Source organism: Acidithiobacillus sp. TH-A36 (genome assembly GCF_057473445.1).
Genome location: NZ_JBYCKP010000552.1, coordinates 1 through 4860, shown reverse-complemented (window position 1 = coordinate 4860; position 4860 = coordinate 1). Strand labels below are relative to the sequence as shown.

Here is a 4860-nt window from a genome sequence, read left to right as displayed (position 1 = left end):
AAGATGGCAAACCTATGCCGCAGGTTCTCAACTTCGATGATGAGACAGTGGTCGCCGAGATCCTTTATGTCATCAAGAATTTCGATCCACGGACTGGTCTGGTCCTTGAAAACAAAAAGGTCAATCCTACCGCTCTATCGGCCAGCGTCTGGCAAACAATTTGGCGCTTGAAGGCAGATAAGCCGGAAGATTGCTTGGCGACTTTTGTAGAGCTTTTTATTTACAAATTTTTGAATGACTTGGGATTGATGCGCAAGGACAGCAAGGGACGGGATGTATCCTTGGATTACCTGCTGGAACTGAACCGTGACGCCGTACTCAAGGAATACTTTACGGTGGTCCGCCCGTACATCAAAGAGCTTTTTCCAGAAGGCATGGACGGATATAGCGTTATTAACGGTATCGTGCTGCAGAAAGAGAATCGGGACCATAATATTATTTTCCATGAACTCCTGAAGAAGTTTGTCCGATTTGGATCACTGAAGAATACAGATCCGGAATTCAAAACCCGTCTTTATGAGACATTCCTGCAGGAAAGTGACACCACTAGCACATATGGGCAATTTTTCACCCCGCGTAAGGTGGTTGGCTCAGTTCACGATATGGCCGGGATTGCCACCATGTCTGCCGGGAAGTCGATCTGTGACCCAGCCGCTGGTGTTGGTGGGTTTATTCTGGAGCCGATGGCGCGCGATTTGGAAGCACAATGGACGCTTCATGGCAATACACTCCAGCCGAAACATGAATGGCATTCGTTTGAGTTAGTGCCAAAAACATCGATCCTCGCGAAAGCCAATGCATTGGTGCACTGCGGAGACATGCTTGCGGAACAGCCCGGGCGAATTGCAGAGTTTGCCAAGTGGCTGAACAATGTATTTGTCTGTACCGAGAATACGGCTCTGGGCAGCTTGGATCGGATGGATAAAGAGAAATTCGATGTCATTATTACCAATCCTCCATTTGTCGTATCCGGATCTGCCGATTTCAGGAAGCTGATACACAAAAATGCAAAACGAAGTGCATACTTCGCTAGAAAGTACAGCGGTGTTGAGGGCTTGTTCGTACAGTATATCGTCCAGGCTCTTAAAAAGAGTGGGGATGCATGGGTGCTGTTGCCAGAAGCTTTTCTTCTCAGGACGCCGGATGAAATGTTGCGGAAGTGGATACTTCAGAATTGCCGCGTAGATCTTGTTGCATTGTTGCCTGAGCGTACTTTCTTTAACACGCCAAAGCGCGTGGTGATCCTCCACATGAAAAAGCGGGACAGGCTGTTGTCCACAACTGAACTTGCGAAAATCCTTCAGCAGGAAAAGATTCTGATCTACGCGGTCGGAGAGATTGGGGAGACGCGTGATGCTAAGCGATTTCCTATTGCGCCCAATGATTTGCCTGACTTGGTACAGTCATACAGGATGCATCAGGCTGGACTGAAGACCGCGTCCAGGCGGGCCTCGCTTGTCGATGCCGTGGCATTCGGATCCAGAACCTTTAATGTTAGACATGCATGGTCGAAGGAAGATGCGAGAGCCCTCGGCCTACTGGTTTCCTTGGAAGACCCCGTTGCCGAGAAGATCGCATTTGATGCGAGGATGTTCGACCTGCAAGCGCTGGTTGCGAAGTTTTTGGCTGAACAAAAAGATGTAGACACACCTCGAGATCCATTTGACATAAAAACAGTGAGACTTGGAGAGGAAAACCTTTTTGCGCTGCGCATTGGAAGTCGGGTTCTAAAAAAAGATGTGTTTGAGAAGCGGACGGGTGTCCCCCTGTTTAGCGCCAATGTCCGTAAGCCTTTCGGGTTTGTTCCGAATGCTAATGCTGGAGGGCATACTTTTGGTGGTGCGCTGTGGGGTATAGACACAGATTTTGACTGTCGCGGCGTTCCGCCGGGCGAAATTTACGCTATTACGGATCATTGCGGTGAAGTTGCCATCTTAGTCAATGATATTGAGCCACATTATCTAGCACGACAAATCCGACTCGCTGGCATCGACTTGGGACTGGACCGGGATTTTCGTGCGTCGTTGGCCATCATGGCCGACTTGGAAATTAATCTGCCTATTACAACAACCGGTGAATTCGACTTTGAACTGATGCAAGCGTGGACCGATTTTCACGAAGACTTCCTGCAAAGAAAGCAGAGCCTGTCAAAGTTTATGATGTAGCGGCGACGCCAAGGACCGGCTAGATCGTGCGTCTGAGGCTGTAAGTGAAATGGTCTGTGCTTGGTTTGCGTCATGGCACAACGGCGCGGGCCGCATCACTTACTTGGAAAAAACGAGAAAAGAAGCGGTTATTTCAAACCATTCCTCATTTGTTGTGTGTGAATCTGTACAGGCTTTCGTGGACTGCTGATTTATCCGGTCCTGACTGTCCAATGACGTATGCACACCGAACAGGAGTTTTTATGCAAAACATCAATTTATCCACACAGCAACATGCGGAGATCTTGGCACAGCAACTCATTCCAAACAATGGCGAAGATCCCTTTTGGGTGATTGGGGCGCGCAGATTAACGGCAGCGATCATTTCTGACATGGACAAAAAACAGGGCGAAACTTGGGGATTTCCGCAACTGCAAGAACGTGCGAATGCCGTACTTGCAGATGCGGATACACTGAAACGCATTGTCCAATCAGAGGATCCGGAGGCTATCACATTGATTTCTGGATATCCGGATTCAGTAACGGCAAAAAGCATTTGCATTACCATGCTTGCGCATCTCAATCGGCGCTTCAATTCTGTAGATCACCGTGGGGCAACCCGATACGCTGATTAAAAATTAAGATGTGTGATGGATGGCGTTTCCGTAATGCGTGTCAGTAACTGACTGGGTAGGCCATGATATATTGATACAGTTAGTTGAGGCTATTCCAAAAACCGTTAATTTCCTATTGGAGGTGATTTATGGATGATGTTTCGCACACGTCTATATCTGGTAAAGGTGGTGACTTGCGTTTTTTCTTATGCATGCTGCCTGTCAATCTTGCGTGGATCGGTGCTATTGCTTTTGGTATTTTCGCGTTCTGTTACTTTATGCCTGCATCACATACTGCAAAGCACTCTGTATCGTCACCGGTTGCTACTTCTCGGACATATTCGCCATCTCCCCAAGTTGATAATGCTATTCTGTCCAAGGCGCTCATGGGGCATCGTCCGAAGTAGACATTAACGCGCAGTCTGTCCCGTGGGTTGTTTAAAAAGAATTCTAAAAAAACACGAAAAAAGGCGGTTATTCTTCACCGACTGCGTTAAAGCGCATGCCATATTACAATCTATTCACATTGGAAAAGGATAGGCATGCTCAGAGTCCGCAGTCCCCGGCAGTTACCCACATCATGTCAACGTGCTATCAATGCACAATCTACACAGCCTCAGCGCCGTGCGCGTGCATCGAAAAAATCCTGTTCAGTAGAATGTTCACCGATTGAAGCCATCCTGTGGCCGGTCATTTCCAGACGATGGCCGAACGCCCGCCGGGAATACAAGCCACTGGCAAATCGCAAGTTTCTCATCGACATTGCTTTTCCGTCACATCGTTTGGGTATTGAAGCAGACGGCTGGCAGTATCACGGCAAGTTTTTGCGGGACCACCAGCGGGATAGAGAGCGTCGTAATTTGTTGGTTCTTAATGGCTGGCGAATTTTGCACTATACGGCGAAAGATATCCGCAAGGACATGGACAAAATTATCGAGCAGATTGAGCAGGCACTGCAGAGGCCGAATGGCTTGAACTGCACAGGAAGCGATTAACAAAATGCGCAAAGGTACATTTAAAGCGGGTAAACAGGAATATTTTCTGTCTGCGGAAAATGGAGAAGTTATTTCCATGGAAAGCAAACCGAAAATTGTGACACATGCGAGCTGAGCCATCCGTCAGATAGATCGAACGCATATATTTGTGCGAAATGATGATGGAGAGGAAAGGTCGATATTGCTGCGCAAGCATCTGAATAATATTCGCGCAGGCTCACGAGTTGCCACGATATTTGCAGGAAAATCCGCGAGCGAAGGAAGGTTGGTCGCCATACAGACGCACAATCCCGCTGGTGTTACGGAAGTGGCGCAATTGAGCGATGTTTATGATCCATTTGGTCATTGGAGAATGTGGCTTTTTCTGTTTGGTATCGTGGCGTGTTTCGCACATGGTGTCGGGATTCTTATTTTGGCTGCTGCGGGCGTCTGGCAGTGGTACATGTCGCGTAGAGGGATTATTTTCGACCGCATGTTCAAAGCATTGATTGAAGAACTGCAGTAACGACCGCTGGACTTAATGCTGCAGCGCTATGGATGCTCGGATTTGCGCGACTTTCAAAAATAAACGGGCGTCTCTGGGCAGACGGAACAGGCGCGCGGCATTCCCGGATTGTGCCTGGCCCGCACTCCCAAAACCGCGCTCGAGAAAATCCTGAATAGCCAGTTGCTCATCATTCTCTTCGCGGGCAATTTTTTCGAGCCGTTGCATGGCGTCATGGTCTCGTGCGGAACCCAAAAAGAAACAGTAACCCGGTTCTCCATGTCGCCCTACGCGCCCACGAATTTGCACGAGACTGGCGACCCCCATGCGGTCAGCATCGGCCACCACCACGGTTTCCGCGCCAGGCACGTCGATGCCGACCTCGACAATATTGCTCGCTATCAGCAGGGGCGTTTGGCCTGAGCGAAACCCCTCCAGGGCGGCAGCCTTTTCACCGTCCGTCATTTGTCCATGCAGAAAAGCGGTTTTGCCGGGGAATTTCTGTTCCCAAAAGGTTCGGGAAGACTCCAGGCTTTTCCCCTGCAGCAACTGCGCCCCGCGTAAAACCGGCATGGCGGGCAAGGCCTCTTGCTGGCAGGCCGATAGAATGGCTTTGGTACTGA

6 protein-coding genes are annotated in these 4860 nt (G+C 49.2%); 5 read left to right on the top strand and 1 reads right to left on the bottom strand.

The genetic code is table 11. The features are described from left to right. The 5 genes from AC2VLY_RS14030 to AC2VLY_RS14010 form a co-directional block, all read left to right on the top strand. Positions 1-2165: HsdM family class I SAM-dependent methyltransferase (locus tag AC2VLY_RS14030; protein WP_486892344.1), on the top strand; the 2165-nt coding region annotated here is incomplete at its 5' end. A gap of 242 nt (positions 2166-2407) precedes the next feature. Next, positions 2408-2779 carry a type IV secretion system DNA-binding domain-containing protein gene (locus AC2VLY_RS14025; RefSeq protein WP_486922491.1) on the top strand — a complete coding sequence of 124 codons (372 nt, stop codon included), beginning with the start codon at positions 2408-2410 and terminating at the stop codon, positions 2777-2779. Positions 2780-2907: 128 nt separating this feature from the next. Continuing rightward, complete coding sequence (locus AC2VLY_RS14020; RefSeq protein WP_486922490.1) at positions 2908-3165, top strand: hypothetical protein; 258 nt, start codon at positions 2908-2910, stop codon at positions 3163-3165. Positions 3166-3300: 135 nt separating this feature from the next. Beyond that, positions 3301-3753, top strand: a complete 453-nt coding sequence (locus AC2VLY_RS14015) for an endonuclease domain-containing protein (RefSeq protein WP_486922489.1) — start codon at positions 3301-3303, stop codon at positions 3751-3753. Between the two features lie 181 nt (positions 3754-3934). Further along, complete coding sequence (locus AC2VLY_RS14010) at positions 3935-4258, top strand: hypothetical protein (RefSeq protein WP_486922487.1); 324 nt, start codon at positions 3935-3937, stop codon at positions 4256-4258. Positions 4259-4270: 12 nt separating this feature from the next. Here the strand turns inward: AC2VLY_RS14010 and AC2VLY_RS14005 are convergent. Then, positions 4271-4860 (bottom strand): helicase-related protein (locus AC2VLY_RS14005; RefSeq protein WP_486922486.1); only part of this gene is annotated, 590 nt, incomplete at its 5' end.

Excerpts from the sequence above, each read along its gene's own strand:
- AC2VLY_RS14025 (WP_486922491.1), top strand. The coding sequence starts at position 2,408 with ATGCAAAACATCAATTTATCCACACAGCAACATGCGGAGATCTTGGCA.
- AC2VLY_RS14020 (WP_486922490.1), top strand. The coding sequence starts at position 2,908 with ATGGATGATGTTTCGCACACGTCTATATCTGGTAAAGGTGGTGACTTG.
- AC2VLY_RS14015 (WP_486922489.1), top strand. The coding sequence starts at position 3,301 with ATGCTCAGAGTCCGCAGTCCCCGGCAGTTACCCACATCATGTCAACGT.